Source organism: Eubacterium multiforme, assembly GCF_030813415.1.
Taxonomy (GTDB): Bacteria; Bacillota; Clostridia; order Clostridiales; family Clostridiaceae; genus Clostridium; species Clostridium multiforme.
In genome coordinates this window covers 179621-200166 of the sequence record NZ_JAUSUF010000003.1, presented here as the reverse complement: position 1 = coordinate 200166, position 20546 = coordinate 179621, and the positions used below count along the sequence as shown (strand labels likewise).

Below are 20546 nucleotides of genomic sequence, written 5' to 3'. Positions count from 1 at the left end.
AATACTTCATATACAATTACAAATTTAGAACAAAAAGATTAAATTTATTATTAAATTAAAAAGTTTCCAAAAAATAAAAGCAATTTAGAACTAAATTATCAGCCTAAATTGCTCTTAATTACATAAATTAATTAATATTTAACTAGTATTACATACACTCTTCTATATTTCTACTAGCTATAACATCTATTCCTGTTCCTAATACATTTTCTATTATTACATCTCCCATTTTAACTGGAGCTTCTATTTCTGTCTCATTTATTATATCAATGCATTCAAAATTTAAGTGTTTTGGAATAGCACCATTTGTTTTTACTGGTACTACTGGAAGTTCTCCACCCTTTACCTTTATTGTTGATGTAACTACTCTAACTGGATTTGTAACTTCATTTATTCCATATACTTCTCCTCTTTTACAAGTGTTACCTTCAACTGTCTTATTTTCTACATCTACTTTAAGATGACATCCCATTGGACAATTTATACAAATTAATTCTTTAATCATTATCCTATTCACCGTCCTACAATATATAATTATTTTTTAATTATCAATTAGTCTTATATCTATTAAATTACTCTAAAGAAATTGTTATATCACCTTTAACACCTTCTAAAAGCTTCTTAGGTAAAATTATTTTTTCCATTTCAGCTGGTGCTAAATGACTTCTCTTAAAGGAAGCAATTTGTCTGTCTCCTTCTCTAACTACTAAAACTTTATCATGATAAATATTATTTACTCTCATAAATACTGTCATGCTTCCATCAATAGCATCTACATTAACTCTTTGAGGAACAGTGTAATTTATATTTTGACCATTTATTATTTTTATTTGTTCTCCCTTTTTAAGTTCTCCTTTAATATACTTAGCTGCTGATTTTCCTGCATGTTTTGATTCTTGAGTAACAAAGTCAACTAAATCATGAACGTGTACAACATTACCACAGGCAAATATTCCATCTATTGATGTTTCCATGCTTTCTGATACAATAAGTCCATTTGTTCTCATATCCTTTTCAATTCCAGCCTTTGCTGATAATTCATTTTCAGGAATTAATCCAACTGAAAGAAGTAATGTATCAACATCAAATTCTTTTTCTGTACCCTTTATAGGTCTTCTATTTTCATCTACTTGAGCTATAATAACCTTTTCAAGTCTTTCTTTTCCTACAATATCTACTACAGTGTGAGATAAATATAAAGGTATATTGTAATCTTCAAGACATTGAACAATATTTCTATTTAATCCATTTGAATATGGCATAAGTTCAACAACACCTTCAACCTTTGCACCTTCAAGTGTCATTCTTCTTGCCATTATAAGTCCTATATCACCTGATCCTAATATAAGAACCTTCTTACCTGGCATATATCCTTCCATATTAATATATCTTTGAGCTGCTCCTGCTGTAAATACTCCAGCTGGTCTATCTCCTGGAATATTTATAGCTCCTCTAGTTCTTTCTCTACATCCCATTGATAGTATTATAGCTTTTCCTTGTAATACAATATATCCTTCTTCAGGATTGATAGCATGTACATTTTTATTTTCATCTATTTCAAGTACCATTGTGCTAAGTTTAACTTCAACATTTGTATCTTTAAGCATATTTATAAATCTTTGAGCATATTCAGGACCTGTTAATTCTTCCTTAAAAGTGTGTAATCCAAAACCATTATGAATACATTGATTTAATATACCACCTAATTCATTATCTCTTTCTATAATTAAAATCTTCTTTACTCCGTTACTATAAGCTTCATAAGCTGCTGCAAGTCCTGCTGGACCTCCTCCAACTACTATTAAATCGTACATTACTATCCCTCCTATTTTGTTTTTCCTACTAATATATATGATCCATCTTTTTCAAGATTAATATCTTCCATATTTAAGTCTAATTCTCTTGCTATAATTTCTTGTACCTTTGGTCCACAGAATCCGCCTTGGCATCTTCCCATTCCTGGTCTACATCTTCTCTTAACGCCATCTAATGTCATGTTTCCAAAACATCTCTTTATAGATGCAACTATTTCTCCTTCTGTTATACTTTCACATCTACAAATGATTCTTCCATATCGTGGATCCTTTTTAATAATTTCAGCTTTTTCTTCTGGTGATAGTTCCATAAATCTTATTTCTTCTCTAATTGGATTAAAGTTTTTGTTTTCTTCTAAATTTAATCCACAATTTTCTAATATAAGAACAACATCCTCAGCTATAGCAGGTGCTGATGAAAGTCCTGGAGATTTAATTCCTGCAACATCAATAAAGTTTTTAACATCCTCTGCTTCTTCTACTATAAAGTCTCCTCTATCTGATGTAGCTCTAAGTCCTGCAAAGTTTCTAATTGATTCTCTAAAGTTAACTTTATTAGTAGTTCTTAATGATTTTTCTCTTATAAATGCTAGTCTTTCTCCTTCTGTCTTAACATCTTCTTTATCATCTAAATCTTCTGCATCTGGTCCAACTAATAAGTTGCCATGAACAGTTGGAGTTACTAGAATTCCTTTACCAAGTTTTGATGGACATTGGAATATTGTATGACTTACTACATTTCCTTGAGTCTTATCCATTACAAAGTATTCACCTTTTCTTGGTGTAATCTTAAAGCTTTCCTTACAGATTAGATTGTGAACATCATCTGCATGTACTCCTGCTGCATTAATTACATATTTAGCTTCAATTACTTTTCCATTTTTAGTAGTAATTTTAAATATATCATTTTCTTTCTTTATATCTGAAACTTCAGAATTTAATGAAATTTCTCCTCCATTTGCTACTCCATTTTCCATTAAGGCAATTGTGTATTCAAATGGTCCAACTATTCCTCCTGTTGGTGCATATAAAGCTCCAAAAACTTCCTCATTAAGATTTGGTTCTTTTTCTAAAACTTCTTCTTTACTTAAAATTTTAAGTCCCTTAACTCCTATTTTATTACCATTTTCATAAAGTTTTTTGATTGTTTCCATGTCTTCATCTGAAAAACCAATTATTAATGACCCATTTCTTTTAAATGGTACATCAAGTTCTTTGCAAAGCTCTTCAAACATTTCATTTCCTTTTACATTGTACTTAGCCATTAAAGTTCCAACCTTTGGATCGTAACCTGCGTGAATAATAGCTGAATTTGCCTTTGATGTTCCCATTGAAACATCATTTTCTTTTTCTAATACTACTACCTTTAAATTGTATTTTGTAAGTTCTCTAAATATTGAAGCTCCTATGACTCCTGCTCCTATAATTGCAACATCATACATACTATAAAACCTCCTAGATTTATTTAAAATTGTTAATTAATATATTTTCATTTCATTAACTTAGCGATAGCGACTTCTCTAAGAAAATTTAACTAAAAAAATATTTTTTTAGTTTATGTAAATTGTAGTGAATCATATAAATTCTATATTTATAATATTTCATTTATATAATTATATTCACAACAAAAAAGCCAAGCAAAAACTAAGGATTATTCATCCCTAATTTGTGTGCTTGACTCTAACTCTCTTAACACCAATATTTATTTTATACTAATATATTATCATTTTTTATCTTTTTTGTCAATAACTTTTAAAAATTACTTTTATTGTTTAAATTTATTAACTATTAAGTAAAACTTTTTACTATTCTGCCCAATTTCCTACTCTTTCAATTGCCTTTTCCCAACCTCTACATAATCTTTCTCTTTCTGATTCTTCAAATGTTGGATTAAAGGTTTCACTTGCATACCAAGATTTTGATATTTCATCTTTATCTTTCCAGTATCCAATAGCAAGTCCTGCTAAATAAGCAGCTCCAAGGGCTGTTGTTTCCGTTATTATCGGTCTTGTAACATTTGCATTCATTATATCTGCTTGGAATTGCATTAAGAATCCATTCTTACTTGCTCCTCCATCAACTTTTAAATTTTCTATTTTATATCCTGCATCTTCTTCCATTGCATGTAAAACATCCTTTGTTTGATATGCAATAGATTCTAAAGCTGCTCTTATTATATGATTTCTATTTGATCCTCTAGTTAATCCAAATATTGCTCCTCTAGCATACATGTCCCAATGTGGTGCTCCAAGTCCAACAAAAGCTGGAACAACATAAACTCCTCCATTGTCATTAACTTTCTTTGCAAAGTATTCTGTATCCTGTGCATCATTTACAAGCATAAGCTCATCTCTAATCCATTGAATTACAGCACCTCCTACAAATACTGAACCTTCTAAAGCATATTGAACCTTACCATCAATACCTATTGCTATTGTAGTTAAAAGTCCATTTTTACTTTCAACTTTCTTTTCTCCTGTATTCATAAGTAAGAAACATCCTGTACCATAAGTATTTTTTGCTGATCCTTCATTAAAACAAGCTTGTCCAAATAGTGCAGCTTGTTGGTCTCCAGCAATACCTGCTATTGGAACTCTAAATCCACCTCTTCCACCAAGGTTTGTATATCCATAAATTTCTGAAGAATTTTTAACTTCTGGTAATATTGATTTTGGAATATCTAAAGCTTTTAAAATCTTTTCGTCCCATTCTAATGTGTTTATATTAAAAAGCATTGTTCTTGAAGCATTTGTATAATCTGTTATGTGAACTTTTCCATCAGTAAGCTTCCAAATAAGCCATGTGTCCACTGTACCAAAAAGCAAATCTCCATTTTCTGCCTTTTCTCTTGCACCTTCTACGTTGTCTAGTATCCATTTAATTTTAGTTCCTGAAAAATAAGCATCTAATATTAGTCCTGTTGATTCTTTTATGTAATCTTTTAATCCTTCTTTTTCTAACTCATCACATATATTAGCTGTTCTTCTACATTGCCAAACAATTGCATTGTATATTGGTTCTCCAGTATTTTTGTCCCAAACAATTGTAGTTTCCCTTTGATTTGTGATACCAATTGCTGCAATTTCCTCTTGAGTTATATTGCTCTTTGCCATAACTTCTTGCAAAACTCCATATTGAGTTGCCCAAATTTCCATTGGATTATGTTCAACCCAACCTTCCTTTGGATAAAATTGAGTTATCTCTTTTTGGCTAACTCCTATTATATTTTGCTCATTATCAAAAATAATTGCTCTTGAACTAGTAGTTCCTTGATCTAAGGCTATAATATACTTTCTCATTTTACACACACCTTTTCCTAATAATTACAAATTCCTACTTGTGTTAATTGTTTTATGAATATATTTTTTATTACTCTTAATTAAGTATGAAGTCGCTATCGATTAATTAATGAATAAATTACATATTCCATATTTCTTTTTTTGTTGTAGAAACAGATGATGCGCCTGAGTTTAAAGCCTCCATAACCTCTTCCTTTGTTTTTATTAATCCACCACAAATAATTGGTTTATTTGAAGTCATTGATAATTCTTTAATTACCTTTGGTATTATTCCTGGCAAAATTTCAATTGCGTCTATTTCTGATAATAGATGTCCCTTTGCTTTATTAAGTGACAATGTATCAAATACAAAACTTCTTAAAATAGCAATAAGACCTTCTTCTCTAGCTATTTTTATTGTTTGAAACTTTGTACTTATTATTCCCTTAAATTTTGTTTCTTGTTTTAAATATCTAACAGCTGCCTCTTTTTGATTTAGACCTTCAATTAAGTCAATATGGACAATTCCTATTTTGTTATTGTCATTTATTATATTACTGATTTTCTTAACACTAAGTATATCTCCAAAAAGGACAAATATAACTTGTGTGTCGGAGTTAATTGCCCTATTTAACTCTTCAAAGTCTGTTACTGCTGCTATAATTGGATTATCTGCTAATATTTCGTCAAAGTTCATTTTTACTCCTTCACATTACATTTTGCTGTAAATGTTTACTTTTATTTTATTATTACATCTATAAATTTTTCTGTCAATTTAGATAATTATTTAACATTTATCAAATGTTTTTTTATATTTAAAGCATTTTTTTATTTAAAATCCAGCTATTTTCCAGTAATTTTATAATCATATCAACTTGTACTTTGATATTTTTTTAACTATGTTTTTTATATTTTTTAACTTTCTTATAAAATGAAGTTATTTTTATTAAAGAAACCTTCCTTTAATTATTATCGTTCACACTTTTTTAATAATTATAATGCTTTTTTATTATAATTTATTCCTTAAATTTTAAAATTTGTATTTATATTAACTATTTGTTTATTGAATATTTATTGTTCCTTTACATTTATATAATAAAATTAACTAAATTGATATATTATTTTTAAGAGGTGATTTTTTTGAACTATATTCTATCTATTATTTTCTTTATTCTTTATTTATATGTTGCTTATTTATTTATAATTACATATAAAACTTTTAAAGGAACAAATTTTAAAATAGTAAATTCTTTTTATAAGATTCGTAGTAAAAATTATTTTAGAATACTTTTTATATCTGAATTTTTGTTATTAATTATATATTTCATCTTTGGAATATTCATTATATTTTCAAATGAAAAGTTTCCTATACTTATATATATTATTCCCATTCTCTTTGCTAACAGCAATGGAATAGTATTAATAAATGAAAATTACATATCTACTATATTTAAAACTGTATCTACAAAAAATATTAATTGTATAAGAATTGAAAATGATGCCTTTGTATCTTCTCATACTAGGGCACAATTAATCTTTTTTATGAACAATAAGAAGAAAAAAATTAAAGTCAATATTCCAAATAGAAATATTGACTCAGTTAAAAATTCCTTAAGAGAATTAGGATATGAAGTTCACATAACTACTAAAACTTCATAGGTTTAAATATAATGTACTATTATATTTGCCTTTCCTAAGTTTCTAGGTATTATATTTCCTTCAATTTCTTTTTCATTTATAATAATTTTCTTCTCTTCTCCTCTTTTTACTTTTATATTGTATTCTTCTCTTTCATTATTTATATTTATTTCAAATTCATTAAAGTCCTTAGGCACACAAGGTTCTATTATATATCCTTCTCCTTTGTAATGTTTAAATCCTAATATATTTTCTAATCCAACTTTGTACATCCATCCTGCAGTTCCAGTATACCAGCTCCATCCACCTCTGCCTCCATGAGGCTCTCTTATATAAACATCTGCTGCCATTACATAAGGTTCTAATTTATATCTTCTACATTCTAGTTCTGTATTTGTATGATTTATTGGATTTATCATATCAAAATATTTTAATGCTTTATCACCCATGTTAAGTTTAGTTAAAGCTAATATTACCCAAGTTGCTGCATGGGTATACTGACCTCCATTTTCTCTAACTCCAGAAACATAACCTTTAATATATCCTGGTTCTTCCTTTGATTTTTCAAAGGGAGGTGATAATAATTTTATTAAAGCTAAATCTTCATCTACTAAATTTTTTTCTACTGCTTCCATAGCTTCCTTTGCCCTATCTAATTTTCCACCTTCTGATATTAATGACCAGCTTTGAGCTAAAGAATCTATTTGACATTCTCCATTTTCCCTTGAGCCAAGTGGAGTACCATCATCAAAGTAGGCTCTTCTATACCAGCCACCATCCCAAGCATTTTTTTCAATATTTTCTCTTATAAATTCTTTCATTTCTAAATATTTATTTTTCTTTTCTTCATCTTTCATATAATCACATATATGATTAAAATCTGTAAGTATTTTATAAAGGAACCATCCAAGCCATACACTTTCTCCCTTTCCCTTATTACCTACTGTACTCATTCCATCATTCCAATCTCCACTTCCCATTAATGGAATGTTATGTTCTCCAAATTTCAAACTTCTCTCTATTGCTTTTATACAGTGTTCGTATATAGTTCCTTCTATGTTAGATTTATTTACTATTGTATATCTTTCATCTTCACCAGTTTTTAAAGGTTCATCTTCCAAATAAGTAGCTTTTTCATTTAAAATACTATAATCTCCAGTAAATTTTATGTACTCTGATGTAACATAAGGAAGCCATAATAAATCATCTGAAAATCTTGTTCTTATTCCACTATTTATTATAGGATGCCACCAGTGCTGAACATCACCTTCTAAATATTGTCTTGAAGCACTTCTAAGTATTTGTTCCTTTGTTATTTTAGGATTAATTAATCCAAGGGACATTGAATCTTGAAGTTGATCTCTAAATCCATATGCTCCTCCAGATTGATAAAAGGCAGTTCTTGCTAAATATCTACAACTATAATTTTGATATAAAAGCCATCCATTTAATAAATAATCCATTGACTTATTTTTTGTTTTTACCTTTATATTTCCGAGGAAATCTCTCCAATAATTCTTCACATTTTCTAATTCTTCATTAGCTTTTGATATATTGCTATATTTTTCTATAATTTTTTCTATACTTTCTTCTGATTTTTCCTCTCCTAAAAGTATTATTAATTCTTTCTTTTCTCCTCTTTTTAGAGTTATATTGCATTTTGATACTAAGCAAGGATCAAATATACTTCCAAATCTTTCATCTAATTTATTATTTTTTAATCCATTAGGGTTTTGTATACTTCCTCCTATACCAATAAACTCTCCCCTATCACAGGTAAAACTTATTTCTTCTCCTCCAAGTATAGTTGAATAAGCTTTTAAATCTCCAAAATATTCAGAGTAAGGGTTTTCTCCGTAAATATAGTTACCTTTATTATATGTAGTTATATATTTAGAAGTTTGATAATTTAAAACTCCAAGAACTAATTGAGCATAATAATATACTGATATTTTTCTATCCCTATCTTCTAAATTTTCTAATATAATTCTTTGGATTTTAATCTTCTCTCCCCTTGGTATAAATGTTGTCATCTTACTTTTAATATTATTTGTAGTATGTTCAAAGGAAGAATATCCAAATCCATGACGTATTATATACGCCCCTTCATCTCTAACTGGTTCTGGAGTTATTGAAAAATAATTTTTACTCTCATTATCTTTAATGTATATTACTTCACCTAATGGATCCTCAATCCAATCATTACTCCATGGTGTTATTTTATTTTCTCTACTATTTTCACACCAAGTATGAGCTGATCCAACTTCTGATATATGAAAACCAAAGTTATCATTTGAAATTATATTTATCCACGGTGCTGGAGTATTTTTGTAATTATCAAGAATAATTACATAACTTCCATCCTCTTTATCAAAACCTCCATATCCGTTAAATAAATCTAAGGATTTTTTTAAGTTTTCTATATTTTCAAAGGATTTATATTCACTTTCTTTTACTTCTTCATTAATTTCTATTTTCTTAATATTATTATGAGCAATATTAACTTTATTATATTCTTCTGCCTCTTTATGTTTTATTATAAAATCATTTTCTGAATTTATTTCATTTAGTATATCTCTATTACTGCTATCTACATAAAGCGAAGAAATTCCAATTAAAAAGTCTTTTATATCCTCTCCCATTGTAGCTTTATTGTGAAGAAATATTCCTCCATTTTTATTAAGAATATCCTCTCCACTTAAATGATTAATATATTGAAGTATATTTTTTTGAAGTGGCTGTTCATAAGTTACTTCTTCATCATTGTATATTATAAGGTCAAATTTTAATCCTTTATTTCTTAAATAGCTATGTAGCCTTATCATAGACTTAACAATATCAATATCTTTATCATTTTTTATTAGAACCATTCCAATTTTTAAATCTCCTGAAATTCCATAAGGCCATAAATCCTTTTGATGTCTATTTATATTTTTTATGTACTTTTCCCTATTTTTTCTTTCCTTATTTAAAAATAATATATAAGAAGCTAAACTTTGATATATATTTCCTTGAATAGATTTAATTCCAAAATTTCTAAGTTCTACTTGCATTGATTTATTATACATATTAAAGGAAGATTCTAATTTTTCTACATTGCTATATTCCTTTGAAATATTTATTGCCTCTTCCCTATTATCAGTTGTTCCTGTTATAAAATATATTGTCTTTTCTTCCCCTGTCTCTAATCTTACTCTTCCTCGAATACTCATAATTGGATCTAAAACTATTCCCACAGTATTTTTTAATGAGTTATCATTATCCATTGCCACTGGAGATTTTAAATTTCTGTTTCTTCCTATAAAATTAATTCTTGAAGTTTCGTAACTTATTTTTCCTTCTAAAGATTCTTTAGTTACTACTTTATGAAATATATAAGGAACTTCCCCATCTTTAACCCTTGCTCTCCTCTTTCCAATTAAAGTTTCACTTTCATCATCAAATTCAGTTTCTATAAAAAGATTTGAAAAACTTGGATGAGCTGCATCTCCCTCAAAGGTATTTAATATTATTTCCATATAGCTTGTTATTTCTATACTTCTTCCCTTTTCTCCATTATTTTTTAATGTTAATTTTCTAATATCTAAATCATCTTCTGGAGATACAACAATCTCCATTTCACTACTTATAGAACCTTCTCCATTGTAAAACTTACCCTTATCAACAGAAAATTCTACCTTATAATCTTCACCTTCTATTTTGCAGGGCTCATAAGTTGCACTCCAATAATCATTAGAATTTAAATTTTTAATATAAAAAAATAATCCACTACTATCTGATGTACTATCGCCCTTCCATCTATATAGAAAATTATCTTCCCTTTTTGAATATCCACTACCTGTTAAAGTAATCATTGTAGAAAATGTTCCATTTGATAATAGTAATAACTCTGGATTTTCCCTTAAAGCTCCTTTATATACCCTTTTTGAAAATTTCTCTCTTTCAAGTTTATTTCCCTGATTTTTAAACTCTTCTTCCCTTTCAAAGGTTATGTAATTTGGAATTTTTTCTTTAAGAAGTATTTCTGTAGCCTTAACTTCTGGTATTTTATGAAATCTTTTTTGTATAATATGTCCATTTAAAATATTATCTAATGCTAAAAATCCCATACCTAGGTGATGTACCATATAGCATTGTACCTTTTTACCTTTTCTACTAACTTTTAAATCTAAGTTTTCATCATTTATATCATTTTTATAATTATCCTTTAAGTCATTACTATTATTTTCTAAATAACTATCAAAAATTACTTCTTCACTTAATATTTTATTTACCCTATTTGGAGTAAAATCAATTGCCTCTATAAAACCATACCTACCAAGAGCACCTTTTTCCTCTAATAATTTTAAATTTTTAATACATTTGTCTTTGTTCCAAGGAAGAACCATTAAAGTTGAATAAGGAGAAACAACTAACTCATCTTCAAGACCTCTCTTTAGCCCAATCTTTGGTATTCCAAAGGCTTTATATTGATAGTTTTTGTCAATATCAAATTTATAAAAGGCTGATTCAGATATTCCCCATGGAACTTTTTTCTTCTTTCCAAAAGTCATTTGAGCTTTTATTACTGATTTATAAGTTAAATCTAATAATGTATTATCATAACTTTTCATAATTAAATTAGGCATAAAATATTCAAACATAGTTCCACTCCAAGAAACTAAAGTTTTTCCTCTAAAGGCATTAGTCATAGCTCTCCCTAATTTAAACCAATGACTTGTTTCCACTTCATTTCTTGCTATTGATAAAAAGGAGGCTGTTCTTGCCTCTGATGCTAAAAGATCATAATAGGAATTTCCTAGGGAATCTTCTTCTAAATTGTAGCCAATAGAAAATAATCCTCTTTCCTTTTTATATAAGATTTTAAAGTTCATATCCTCCATAATGTTTTCTATATTATCTATTATTTTGTTTATTCTATTTTCTGCATATAAATTGCAATCTATATCACTTATCTTATTTTCAATTTCATTTTCTAATTTTTTTATCCAATAATTAAATTCACTATTCTCTTCTTTATTATTCTTTAATTCTATTAATTCCTTTAACTTGTTTCTAAGAATAGTTACATACTTTTCCTTTGTAAGACCTTCTAAATCCTCTTCTGAAATATTAAATTCTAAATTTAGTATTCCATAAATATCTTCTAAAGCCTTAATTTCCTCTTTTCTTATTAATTCATTTTTTTTATAATCATTAAGAGTTTCTTTAACTATCCACAAATATCCTAATAGATTTCCACTATCAACTGTTGATACATATCTTGGCCATAGAGCCTTTAAAGTTTTTGTATCATACCAATTTAAATAATGTCCTTCATACTTTTCCAGTTTATTCATTCCTTCTAATATTAGCTCAATTCTCTCTACTACTTTTTTTAAAGAAATATATCCTAAATCATAGGCTACTATATTGGATATTAATCCCATTCCTATATTTGTTGGAGATGTTCTATTTGCAACTCCCTTATAAGGCTTTTCCTGATAATTATCTGGTGCTAAATAGTTATTTTCTTCATTTACAAAATCTTCGTAGTATGCCCATGTTCTTCTGCTTATTTCTCTTAAATATTTTCTTTCTAAATTATTTAATATAATAGTCTTCTCTTTATTAGATTTACTAATTTTATAAGCTATAAAAGGTGAAAGTACCCAAAGTACAGAAAGTATAGTAATCAAAAATCCAAATGTTAATGAAGAATTGAAGCTTAAAATTATAAATAATCCACCAATAAAAACTGATGACCACATTTTTATATAATAATATCCTAATGTATCTTTAACTAATCTTTCAGCTTCTTCAGCAGTTTGCCATTCTAATAAATTATTTTTTGTAATAAATAATCTAAACAAAGCTTTAAATATAGAAACCATCATATTATAAGCTTGATATGGAATGAAACTTATAATAAAGAAAATTTGCCTTATACTTTTAATAGTTCCTATTAATTTATTTTTTGGAGTAACAACAAAATCTGTAACAGTAAATACTAAAGGAACTATTAACGCTAAAAATATTATTACCGTTACTTCAATTCCCCTATTTAAGTAAATTAAAGATACTCCAAGTCCTATTAAAATAGAAGGTGCTAATAAACTTCTTCTTAAATTATCAAAAATCTTCCACTTAGATAATGTAGATAACTTTGAAGAAAAAAGCCAAGGTATAAGCTGCCAATCTCCTCTAACCCACCTACTTAATCTTTTTGAGCTTCCCATATATGTAGATGGATAGTTATCAATAAATTCGCAGTCAGTAACTAATGCACTTCTAACATAGCAGCCTTCTAACAAATCATGACTTAAAACTCTATTTTCTGGAATTTCATCCTTTAAAACTTTATAAAATATATCTATATCAATTATCCCCTTACCAGTAAAGGAACCCTCTCCAAATAAATCTTCATAAGTATCTGAATAAGCTATTGAATATCCATCTACTCCTCCTTCTCCTCCAAATAGTTTTGAAAATTTACTTTTGTTTTTACTTTCTAAGGATATTGAAATTTTAGGTTGCATAACTCCATAACCTCTTTTTACTCTGTTATCCTTATATACTGCTTTATTTAAAGGATGGCACATTGCACCTATAAGTTTTTTAATTACTCCCCTTGTAACTAAAGTATCTGTATCTAAAGTTATTATATATTTTGCATCTTTAATGTTTTTTATTGAACTACTTATTACATTAAATGTATGGCTACTATTATCTCCTTTTAATAGAGCAATAAATTCCATTATTTTTCCCCTTTTTCGTTCTCTCCCCATAAATACACCTTCATTTGGATTATAAATTCTCTCTCTATTAAAAAAGAAAAACTTCTCATTTTCCCCTTTGCTATACTTATTATTTAATTTTTTAATTTCTTTTATTATTGAATTATTTATTTCATTATCTTTATCATTAACTTTTTCATTACTATCCTTAAAATCCCCAAGTACTGCAAAATAAAGGTTATCATCCTTATTTGATAAATAAATTATCTCTAATTTCTCTGCAAGAGCTTTACCATTTTCTACTGAATTTATTATTGTTGGAACTATAACTATACTCTTTTGATTTTCCTCTATTCCATTTTTTAAATCTATCTTAGGTATATGCCTTATTGTAACCTTCTTTCCTACTATCCAGTTTATACATGTAACAACTATTTCACTTGCTGGAATAATTAACATTATACCTGCCAAAATATATTGATATCTATTATATTCAGCTCCTAATAAATGACCTAAAATTAATACAATATCAATAATTAAAAATGTACCTAATATATTTATAAGCCAAAAATTTATAGAACTAAATTTATTTTTTATTTTAATCCCATTACCTAGCAGCTTATTTAATTTACTAATTCCATCATCAATTAAATAATATCCTATATGAGTTTTATAACCAGTTTTACAATTTTCCTTTTCTATCTTTGCTAAAAATAATAACTTTTCTGCTATTACTATTTCATCAATTTGATTTTTTCTTGCAATTAACTCTATTTTATGACGATAATAATCTTTAGATTTAAAATCCATTTTTTCGTAGGTTTTTGAAGGGTCCTTTAAAAGTATTTTTTCCACCATAGATGTTTCATTAAAAAACCTTATCCAATCTATATTGTCTATATTTCTAAGGGAAGTTATAAGAATATCTATCCTTTCTTCTAATAATACTTCCTTAGAATTATTTTTTATTTTATCCTTTTCTTCTCTTTTGATTTTATAAAATTCCTTTATTTTCTCTGATATATTTGCAATATTTGTTATAATATTTATTCTAATCATTAATGGAAATGCCCAAAGTTCCCCCATATTTAATCTTTCATCTTCTCTTAATATAAAATGAATAGAATTTTCTTCACTAACTCTTCCCTTAGTTTCCTCTAACATTTTCTTTGCTAATAAAAATATTCTAGGAGATTTTTTATTTTGTATTTCCTCTATAAAAAGATTATTAAAATATTCCCTTGGCATATTTTTCTTTACTGACTTATACTCTTTTTCAATAATATACATATTATCTAAAAGCCACTGACCAGCTGAAATTACCTCTTCACCTTTATCTGATAAATCTTTAATATATTTATATGTATCTTTTATTTCCATAAAACTAAGCTTTAGCTCATTAAAGATATCTCTTCTACAACCTAATGAATTATTCTTTTTCAATGTAACCTTCTCCTTTGCAAAGTTTTACTTGTAAGAATAGTTTTTACCAAAAGATTAAAAATAATTACCTATATTTAAAATTATCTCTAAATGATTGCAAAAAAATAAAACCTAGCAAAGACTTTAAATTTAGTCTTTGCTAAGTTTTAATATAAGTGGTAATTTTAGATATCCCTTTAGACCTAATTAATTTCGCAGAGAGTTTCTATTATATATTTATTTTTTAAGCATTATGTTTAATATTGTACTATCAGTGTTGTTTAGTCCGTCCTTTACTAATACTTCAATATTTTTAATTGTCTCTTCTGCATCATCAAATACTATTCCGTCCTTTGATGATGGTGATATATCATTCATTGCAAGGGTTGCACATTGTATTGCTGCATTTGTTGCAGTTGCTATCTTTAATGCACAAGTACTCTTTGCTCCATCACATATAATTCCTGCAATATCAGAAATCATATTATTTATTGCTCTCTTTATATTTTCAAGATTTCCACCAAGTAAATATGTTATACCACAACAAGCACCTGTTGCTCCTGCTATACTTGCACCGCAAAGTGGAGAAAGTCTTCCCATGTATTCCTTTAAATGTATCGTTATCAGATTACTTATAACTAATGCTCTTGCAAGTTCTTCCTCTGGTTTTTCTAATATTTTAGCTGTTTCAATAACTGGCATTGAGCAAGCTATCCCTTGATTTCCTGAACCTGCTGTTGTCATTATTGGCATTGAACAACCATCCATTCTTGCATCAGAAGCTGCTGCTGTTGCTGCAATAACTCTATTTGCCACATTATTAGTAAATAAATTAAAACCTTTATCTTCTATTATTTTACTTCCAACTTCTAATCCATATCCGCCCTTAAGTCCTTCATCAGATACTTTTCTATTCATATCAGCTCCTTGAAGAATAAACTTTATATCTTCAAATGGAATTTCTTTTGCAAAATTATATATTTCTTCAATAGATAATCCACTACTTTCTTCTGTTTCTGTATTTTCATTATTTAATAGAGAGCTTTCATTATCTAATATTTTTTCTCCATTTTTATCTATTAAAATAACATTAGTGTGATCCTTTGCAATTATAACTTTAGAGTATTCAGTCTTTCCCTTTGCTATAACTTCTATATATAATTTTTCATTAGTATCCTTTTGAAATACCTTTATAATTTTATTTTGAACTAGTTTATTTGCTTCTTCTAATTCACTTTCTGAAAAGTTTGATAATACTTCTAATTTTTTATAAGATTTTTTTATAACAGCTCCAAGGGCTGCTGCAATATCTATCCCAACTTTTCCTGTACCTGGTATTCCAACTCCAAGAGCATTTTTTATTATGTTCATACTTAATAATATATCAATATTTTCTAGTGGTTCATTTAAATTTTCTACTGCCATTGAAACTGCATAAGCCACTGCTATTGGTTCTGTACAACCTTCTGCTGGAACTATTTCTTTTTTTAATATTTCTATAAATTCTCTTCTCATGTTCTTTTCCTCTCTTCTCTTAAAAATTACGCCCCAAAATTTTATACCATTTATCCTTGTAAACTAATATTTGTACCTCTTTTAGCCTCTATTACTTCCTGAACAGTCTCATTACCTGATTTATCTCTTGCTAAAATAATTGTTGATGTAAGAATTAAAGCTCCACCTAAAAATAAAGCAAAAGTTATAGCTTCTCCAAATATAAATGCACCCATTATAATACTTACTATTGGTTCAAAAGTTCCAAGTATTGATGCAGATGATGGACCTATTAATTCTATTCCTTTTAATAAAAGTATCATAGCAATTATTGTAGAAACTACTGCTATAAATATATATGCCATTACTAATTCTAAATTTATTTTTGTTATTAATGAACCTGTAACTTCTCCATATATAAACATACCAATTGAAGCTCCAAAGGTTACATACATTGTTATTACCCTATTATCTAATTTTTCAAGTTCTTTAAGGGCTAAAAGTACTATATTGACTCCATAAGAAAGTCCTGAAAATACTGCTAAAAATAATCCCATTGTACTTAATGTATTATTTTCAAAAGCTATTAAAGAATAAACACCTACACCTGCAAAAATTAATGATAACACTTTATTTTTGCTCATATTCTTTTTAAAGAATATATATTCTAATATACATACAAAAGCTGGATATACAAAATGTAATGTAGTTGCTAAACCTACATTTAAGTAATCATAAGACATAAAAAGTGTCTGAGTTGTTAATGTATATCCAATTAATCCAATAAAACTAAGTATTATAAACTGCTTTTTATTGACTTTTAGTGATACCTTTTTAACTATTAAATATACTAGTAATATTACAGCTGCAATTGTAAACCTGAAAAATAATACTGTGTTTGAATTTGATCCATGTAAATACGTAAACTTAGCAAATATAGGCATTAACCCAAAAGCCACTGATGCTAAAATTGCATATACTATTCCCTTATAAGATTTCATAATCCATACCCCCACGTTGCTCTATTTCATAAGTTGATTTTTTTAGAAATTCCTTTCCCAATTATTTATTCTAAAACCCTTATTTTCCATTGTCAATGAATTATGAAATTATTTTTTTTTGAGAAATTTTTTATTTTATATAATCATTTTACTGGATAAATACCACTAAAACAACCTATACATAAGTCATTTTGCTTATTATTAAAAATATTTAAAAAATTATCTAAATTTAAATATTCAAGTGTATCTGCACCAATATATTTTCTTATTTCTTCAATAGATTTTTTATTACCAATTAGTTTATTTTCATCTGGGGTATTAATTCCTAAGTTACAAGAATATTTTATAATTGGAGAGGCGGATTTAAAGTGAACTTCTTTAGCTCCAGCATCTCTAAGAAGTTTTATTAATCTTTTACTTGTAGTTCCTCTTACAATAGAATCATCAATTACTATAACTCTTTTGTTATATAAATTTTCTTTTATTGAAGTTAGCTTTATTGAAACTTTATTTTCACGCATTTCTTGTGAAGGCGCTATGAATGTTCTTCCAACATATTGATTTTTAATTAAACCTGTACCATAAGTAATTTTTGCTGAAGATGCATAACCTTCTGCTGCAATCAGCCCAGAATTTGGAACACCTATAACTATATCTGCTTCTGTTTTTGATTGTTCAAAAAGTTTTTGACCTGCTAAAAATCTTGCATTATAAACACTTATACCATTTATTACACTATCTGCTCTTGAAAAATAAACATATTCAAAGGCACATATTTTTCTTTTTAAATTATTAAAAGCATTTTTTAAATGTATTCCATCATTATCTATTGTAACTATTTCTCCTGGACTAACCTCTCTTATAAGTGTTCCTCCAATGGAATTTAATGCACAACTTTCAGATGCTAGCACATAATTATTAGAAACTTTCCCTATACATAATGGCTTTATTCCATTAATATCACAAACTCCTATTAATTTATTTTTTAATATTAAAACTAATGAATATGATCCTTTTATTAATTTCATTATATTTATTAAAGCCTCTTCAATAGTTTTTGTATACTGAAATTCAATTAATTTTGCAATAATTTGCGTATCTGAAGAAATATTTAATTTATTTATATTTTTTAAATATTTTTCCTGTATTATATTTTTTAATTTATCTGTATTTATTAAATTTCCATTATGTGCTACTGCAAATTCTTCACCATTAAATTTGCCAAGTATTGGTTGAACACAATTTATATCATTTTTTCCACTTGTAGAATATCTAACATGTCCAATTGATATATTACCCTTTAATGAATTTATTATATTTTTATCAAATACATCACAAACTAGTCCAATATCTTTATAACACTTTATATTTTTATTATTAAAAGTTGCAATTCCTGCACTTTCTTCTCCCCTATGCTGCAGTGCATATAATCCATAGTATACAATATTTGAAACATTTAAATTTTCTTTAGAGTAAATTCCAAATACTCCACATTCTTCTTTTAATTTATCATCTATGTTAGTTTCACACATAAGCTTCCTCCATTAAATGTCTTTTTTATTTATCTTTAAAAATATCTGAAGCTCCACCTTTTAAAATCTTATTCATATTTCTTACTGAACACATTTTTCCACACATAGTACAACTATCTGAATGTTTTGGCATTGATTCTTTTCTATATTTCCTTGCTTTTTCACCATCAATGGCTAATTCAAACATCTTTTCCCAATCAAGTTCTGCTCTTGCTTTTGCCATAGAATTATCCCACTCTCTAGCTCCACTTACTCCTTTTACAATATCTCCTGAATGTGCTGCTATTTTAGTAGCTATTATTCCTTCTTTCATATCTTCTAAATTAGGAAGTCTTAAATGTTCTGCTGGAGTTACATAACATAAAAAATCTACTCCATAAGCTGCTGCAATTGCTCCACCTATAGCTGATGTTATATGATCATAACCTGGTGCTATATCTGTAACTATTGGTCCTAAAACATAAAATGGTGCTCCATGACAAAGTTTTTTCTCAATTTCAACATTTGCTTTAATTTCATCTAAAGACATATGTCCAGGACCCTCTATTATTACTTGAACATTTCTCTCCCATGCTCTTTTTGTAAGCTCACCTAAAACTATAAGCTCTTTAATTTGAATTGCATCTGTTGAATCAGCAATACATCCTGGTCTGCAAGCATCTCCAAGACTTAATGTAACATCATACTTTTCACAAATATCAAGTAATCTATCAAAATGTTCATAAAAAGGATTCTCACAATTATTTATTTCCATCCATGCATATAAAAGGGAACCTCCTCTTGAAACTATATTTGTAATTCTTTTATTTCTTTTAAAACTTTCTACAACTTCTCTATTTAATCCAACATGAATAGTTAAAAAATCCACACCATCTTCTGCATGTTTTTCAACAACCTTAAAAAATTCATCTACTGTAATTTCATTTATTTCTTTTTCATAAAAGCCAATTGCATCATAAAGTGGAACTGTTCCTATCATTGCTGTTGAATATTCTACTAGTTTTTTTCTAAACTCTTCTGTTTTACCATAATTTGAAAGATCCATTATAGCTTCAGCTTTCATATCTATTGCTTTTTTTACCTTTTCCATTTCTCTTTCTATTGAATAACAATCCTTTGATATTCCAAGATTTACATTTATTTTTGTTTTTAAACCCTTTCCCACACCTTCTGGATCTAAATTTTTATGATTTTTATTAGCAGGTATGGCAACTTGTCCCTTTGCTACTAATTCCCTTAATTCATTTCCATCAATACCTTCCTTTTCTGCAACTCTTTTCATTTCTTTTGTTACAATTCCTTTTTTAGCGGCATCCATTTGAGTAGTATAATTCATATTAATATTCCTCCTTAAAATTTATAAATAAAAAAAGATGCTTATCATAGGATAAGCATCTTTTTTTTATACCTTAACTTACTTAAATTTAGCTAATTTATAATATATTACTTCCCTACGTTGGTACTAACCAAATCAGGTTCATAGAGTTAGATTTTTTAATCCTCTCAGCCTATAATTAGGCACCTCTAGTAATTTTTTATTTATTAAATTTTGTATTAAATCCATTCTTTACTTGATAAGTTTAACTCTATAGTTTAATATTGTCAATTAATAATGAAATCATTTCCATATTCTTAAAATTGAAAATATTCT

11 protein-coding genes and 1 riboswitch are annotated in these 20546 nt (G+C 27.4%); of the genes, 1 reads left to right on the top strand and 10 read right to left on the bottom strand.

Features of this window, described 5'->3' with window-relative positions; genetic code table 11:
• Positions 1-148 precede the first annotated feature (148 nt).
• The 5 genes from J2S18_RS07095 to J2S18_RS07075 form a co-directional block, all read right to left on the bottom strand.
• Positions 149-505: a DUF1667 domain-containing protein gene (locus tag J2S18_RS07095; RefSeq protein WP_307485056.1), complete on the bottom strand. Its 357-nt coding sequence runs from the start codon at positions 503-505 to the stop codon at positions 149-151.
• 67 nt (positions 506-572) lie between these two features.
• Positions 573-1814: an NAD(P)/FAD-dependent oxidoreductase gene (locus J2S18_RS07090; RefSeq protein ID WP_307485055.1), complete on the bottom strand. Its 1242-nt coding sequence runs from the start codon at positions 1812-1814 to the stop codon at positions 573-575.
• Between the two features lie 11 nt (positions 1815-1825).
• A complete protein-coding gene (locus tag J2S18_RS07085; protein ID WP_307485053.1) occupies positions 1826-3256 on the bottom strand; it encodes an NAD(P)/FAD-dependent oxidoreductase in 1431 nt (476 codons plus the stop codon).
• A 363-nt stretch (positions 3257-3619) separates the two neighbouring features.
• Positions 3620-5113 (bottom strand): glycerol kinase GlpK, encoded by a 1494-nt coding sequence (gene glpK / locus J2S18_RS07080; RefSeq protein ID WP_307485051.1) that lies wholly within the window; start codon positions 5111-5113, stop codon positions 3620-3622.
• A 118-nt stretch (positions 5114-5231) separates the two neighbouring features.
• A complete protein-coding gene (locus tag J2S18_RS07075; protein WP_307485048.1) occupies positions 5232-5789 on the bottom strand; it encodes a glycerol-3-phosphate responsive antiterminator in 558 nt (185 codons plus the stop codon).
• A 443-nt stretch (positions 5790-6232) separates the two neighbouring features.
• Here J2S18_RS07075 and J2S18_RS07070 point away from each other — a divergent pair, with 443 nt between their 5' ends.
• Positions 6233-6751 (top strand): hypothetical protein, encoded by a 519-nt coding sequence (locus tag J2S18_RS07070; protein WP_307485046.1) that lies wholly within the window; start codon positions 6233-6235, stop codon positions 6749-6751.
• 2 nt (positions 6752-6753) lie between these two features.
• Here the strand turns inward: J2S18_RS07070 and J2S18_RS07065 are convergent, their stop codons facing one another.
• The 5 genes from J2S18_RS07065 to thiC all read right to left on the bottom strand — a co-directional run bounded on the left by J2S18_RS07065 (position 6754) and on the right by thiC (position 20231).
• Entirely contained in the window at positions 6754-14889 is an 8136-nt protein-coding gene (locus tag J2S18_RS07065) for a glycoside hydrolase family 94 protein (protein ID WP_307485043.1), read from the bottom strand.
• Between the two features lie 216 nt (positions 14890-15105).
• The gene (locus J2S18_RS07060) at positions 15106-16383 is read right to left on the bottom strand and encodes an L-cysteine desulfidase family protein (protein WP_307485041.1); all 1278 of its coding nucleotides are present in this window, start codon (positions 16381-16383) and stop codon (positions 15106-15108) included.
• Between the two features lie 50 nt (positions 16384-16433).
• A complete protein-coding gene (locus tag J2S18_RS07055; protein WP_307485038.1) occupies positions 16434-17363 on the bottom strand; it encodes a DMT family transporter in 930 nt (309 codons plus the stop codon).
• Positions 17364-17506: 143 nt separating this feature from the next.
• Entirely contained in the window at positions 17507-18895 is a 1389-nt protein-coding gene (purF, locus tag J2S18_RS07050; protein ID WP_307485036.1) for an amidophosphoribosyltransferase, read from the bottom strand.
• Positions 18896-18920: 25 nt separating this feature from the next.
• Positions 18921-20231, bottom strand: coding sequence for a phosphomethylpyrimidine synthase ThiC (gene thiC / locus J2S18_RS07045; RefSeq protein WP_307485035.1), 1311 nt, complete (start codon positions 20229-20231; stop codon positions 18921-18923).
• Positions 20232-20326: 95 nt separating this feature from the next.
• A riboswitch (TPP riboswitch) is annotated at positions 20327-20431 on the bottom strand.
• Positions 20432-20546 lie beyond the last annotated feature (115 nt).